This window comes from Marinitoga sp. 1154 (assembly GCF_013363285.1).
Classification (GTDB): Bacteria; Thermotogota; Thermotogae; order Petrotogales; family Petrotogaceae; genus Marinitoga.
Window position 1 is genome coordinate 1 of record NZ_LBFB01000043.1, and the last position, 4,068, is coordinate 4,068.

Sequence of the window (4,068 nt, forward strand, 5' to 3'; positions counted from 1 at the left end):
TTCGAGTTCGATCGCTCACTCTCTTTTTTACTTCCGCTGGGTGTCTCTGTTCACTTGTCAAGGAGCTTTCCTTTCCTTCCCGCGGCTCTTCGTCCGCGTCCGAGTATATATATTACCACCTTTCTTCCCTTTTGTCAACTTACAATACCGTTAATTTTTGTTAATCATTAGTGAATTCATCGAGAGATTGGTTTTCATGCCTTTTTTCAATTTTAAATAAATATAAAAATACTACAAATAAAGATATATTATAGACTGTATTCCCTAAAAAATCCTAATGTAATTTTTATTACTATAATATTTCATACTACATTATACCTATTTAACATATATATGTTAAAATTAATATTACTTAAAAAATCTAATAATCACGGAGGTGTTTTAATGATAACTCTTTTTTGGTTCATGGTTGTTATAACAATAGTTGTGTTTTTTCATGAATTAGGACATTTTATCTTTGCAAAATTATTTAAAACAAAGGTTGAAGAATTCGCCATAGGTATGGGACCAAAATTATTTTCTTATAAAGGAAAAGAAACTGAATTTAGATTTAATCTCATTCCTCTTGGAGGATATGTTAAAATAGCAGGCGAAGAAATTGAAGATGGTGAGCTATCTGATAATCCAGAATTATTTTACAACAAAAAACCATGGCAAAAATTTCTAATTGCCTTTGCTGGACCTTTATTTTCAATTATTCTGGGATATATTGTTTTATCAATTTCCGGTTTGTTATATGGATTCCCAGAAGTTAAGATAGAAGATGTTATAGATGATTCACCTGCTTATTATGTCGGTATTAAACCTGGTGATGTTATAAAAAAAGTAAACAATAATATTGTTTTTGATAGTTCTATTTTGAGCCTCGCTATTAAAGAGGGTAAGCTTTTAGATTTGGAAATTTTAAGAAACAATAATATTATTAATTTAGAAATAGCGCCTAAATTATACAATCCAGAATACACCATTATATTTAAATCAGAAAAAATAGTTAATTTAAATAATAAAACTATCAAATCGTTTAATTTAAATCCACCAGAAAACATAGGATCTATTTTACCCAATTTAGAAAAAGGAGATAAACTAATAATTGAACTAAATGATGGTTCGAAAATAGAAGGAAAAATCAAAGGTTATAATATTTCTCAAAAAAGATATGCTATAGGTGTTTATTTTGCTACTTTTTCAAATATAATAAACAAAGATTATCCACCTTTTAAAAAAGACGACATTATACTAAGCATTAATTCTAAGGCAATAAATAATGGCTTGGATATAATAAAATATTTAACTCCTTTATCGTTAGATTCAGAAGATATTATGATTACCATAACTAATAATAGGATTTCAGAATATATCACGCCCATAAATTCAGATAATTTAAATATAATTATTCTTCGAAATGGAAAAACTATGGATCTTACTTTAAGTAAAAAAGAATTTTTTAAAATACTTCAAGAACCTTTGATTCTTAAATATGCTTTTGATAAATGGCGACCAAAAGGTTTTGAAATAATAACTGTTTCCATACAATGGGCTAACACATTGTTAAAAGCTATGGTTGATACGATTTCTCAATTATTTACAGGAAAGGTTAAGACTACCGAAGTAATGGGACCTGTTGGAATCGCTGGTGTTGTTGGACAGGCAGCAAAGGCTGGTCCTGAAGCTTTAATTTCATTAATAGCATTAATTACATTAAACCTTGGAATTGTTAATCTATTACCTATACCCGCTCTGGATGGTGGAAGAATTATCTTTTCAATCTATGAAATGATAACAGGTAAAAGAACTAACCCAAAGGTAGAAGCTATGATTCATACTATAGGTTTTATAATATTAATGGGACTCTTTGTCTATTTTACTTACAACGATATTTTAAGATTTTTTAAGTAATCGGAGGTATATTTATGTTTTCAAAAAAAATAGTTTATGTAAAAGATATCCCAATTGGAGGAAATAATCCTATTTCTATACAGAGTATGACAAATACCGACACTCTTGATACAGAAAGTACAATACGGCAAATTATAAATTTATCTAATGCAGGTGCTGAAATAGTAAGGGTTTCTGTTAGAAATTTTGATGATATTTCTTCTTTTAAACAAATTTGTAATTTATCTCCTGTCCCTATAGTTGCTGATATACATTTTGATTACAGGTTAGCTATAGAATCCATAAAAGCTGGAGCTGCAAAAATAAGGATCAACCCTGGAAATATTGGCAGTAAATGGAAAGTAAAAGAAGTTGTAAAAGCTGCAAAAGATGCAAATATACCCATCAGGGTAGGAGCAAATTCCGGTTCTATAAAAAAAGAATTTGAAAATTCGAATATGCCAAGATTTAAAGCCTTAGCTGAAAGTGCTTTAGAAGAAGTGAGAATAATGGAGGAATTAAACTTCACAGATATCGTAATTTCAATAAAATCAACTGATGCTAAAGAAAACTTTTTGGCTAATAAATATATTTCAGAAAAGGTACCATATCCTTTGCATATAGGAATTACTGAAGCTGGAATTTATGAGGATGCTTTAATATTATCTTCTGCAGGACTTGGAACATTACTATTAAATAATATTGGAGATACAATTAGAATTTCCATAGCAGGAAATCCTATTAAAGAAGTATTAGCTGCAAAAAAATTATTAACTTTGTTAGGATTTAAAAAAGGCCCCAGAGTTATAGCTTGCCCAACCTGCGCAAGAACAGAAATAAATGTAGAAGAGTTAGCTACAAAAGTTAAAGACTGGACTAAAAATATTAATGAAAGTTTAAATATTGCGGTAATGGGCTGTGTTGTAAACGGACCAGGAGAAGCAAAACATGCTGATATTGGCATAGCTGGAACCAAAACAGGCGGTGCAATATTTATTAACGGTAAAATTGCTGAAACTGTTCTTTTCGAAAAACTCGAAAACACTTTCAAAAAATACATTGAAATTTTAATAGAAGAAAGAAAAAATTTTGATAAAAATTCATAAAATATAAAATATCTGGAAATACTGCAACTAAGAGATTCTTTTTAGAGTTTTGATTATGTCAATACCCTTTTTGAAAAATAATATGTGCAATAATCTGATTTTTCAAAAACAAGCCTATTTTTAAGGCTTGTTTTTTTTCCTGAGTTTGACAGTTATTTTTTCAGAAAAAGAGATAACGCTTTAATATAACTTAAAACAGCAATTGTTAACTTTTTATTAAAAGCAAAAGTGTCACCACATCCCAAAATTAATTTTAAGTAAATGAAAAATATATAATTACGGAAAAATTATAACTCTAACATTTAAATTTCACAAAGTGCATTAATTTTACGAAAATCTAAGAAAAAACTTTATATTTGCTAATATTTTATAATAATTATCATTAACCAACTATTATTAATTTACACAGAATTTTGGATAGCCCCTTTCTATATTTTTGATGGATTTTCGAAATTAGTTTTTATAAACCATATATGTAATTTTATTCCATTTTCTTTTTCTAAATTATATTCAAAATCTTTTATTGTATTTGAATATATTATTAACCATCCTTCTTTTATCCCTTTCCTTTTTATATATTCTTTTAGTTGCTTTTTTGATTTTTCATATTGATCTTCATCTATATTTGCTTTTATTTCTATTAAATATTCTTTATTGTTTAAATTGATCAATAAATCTATTCTTCCTCCGCCTATTTGTGTTTCTGGATATACTTTTCCATCTGCCGCTTCTACATACAAACTAAGAAATTGATCAAGATTGTATTGATATACTCCTTCGTAATAGTTTCTGCCCTTGAACATTACTGCTCCTCTTGATTTTATATATTCTATATATCTTTTCATCAATTTGTTTAAATCCAGACTTCCATCTTTGTTTAGATATTTTTTTATACTTTCATCAAATGGTTTCATTTGCGATTTTTCTCCATTGATTTGTGGTTTAAATCTTGCATATAACGCTTTGTAATACAACGGCACTTTTACACAGCATATGCCTTCACAATTGTCTATTACTCCGTTTATATATAAGAATTTTATGTTTTCATCATATATATTAAATTCTATATTATTTGGTTCAAATAAGT

General features: G+C 27.9%; 2 protein-coding genes and 1 pseudogene. 2 read left to right on the forward strand and 1 reads right to left on the reverse strand.

Features of this window, described 5'->3' with window-relative positions:
- Positions 1 to 384 precede the first annotated feature (384 nt).
- The gene (locus XO12_RS10840; protein ID WP_052913228.1) at positions 385 to 1,896 is read left to right on the forward strand and encodes a site-2 protease family protein; all 1,512 of its coding nucleotides are present in this window, start codon (positions 385 to 387) and stop codon (positions 1,894 to 1,896) included.
- A gap of 14 nt (positions 1,897 to 1,910) precedes the next feature.
- Positions 1,911 to 2,981, forward strand: coding sequence for a flavodoxin-dependent (E)-4-hydroxy-3-methylbut-2-enyl-diphosphate synthase (ispG, locus tag XO12_RS10845; RefSeq protein WP_047266075.1), 1,071 nt, complete (start codon positions 1,911 to 1,913; stop codon positions 2,979 to 2,981).
- A 428-nt stretch (positions 2,982 to 3,409) separates the two neighbouring features.
- Here the strand turns inward: ispG and XO12_RS10850 are convergent.
- Positions 3,410 to 4,068: pseudogene (locus XO12_RS10850) on the reverse strand (transcriptional regulator); the annotation flags it as partial.

Bases quoted from the DNA above. Each gene is read 5' to 3' on its own strand.
- XO12_RS10840 (WP_052913228.1), top strand. From the start codon at position 385: ATGATAACTCTTTTTTGGTTCATGGTTGTTATAACAATAGTTGTGTTT.
- ispG (WP_047266075.1), top strand. From the start codon at position 1,911: ATGTTTTCAAAAAAAATAGTTTATGTAAAAGATATCCCAATTGGAGGA.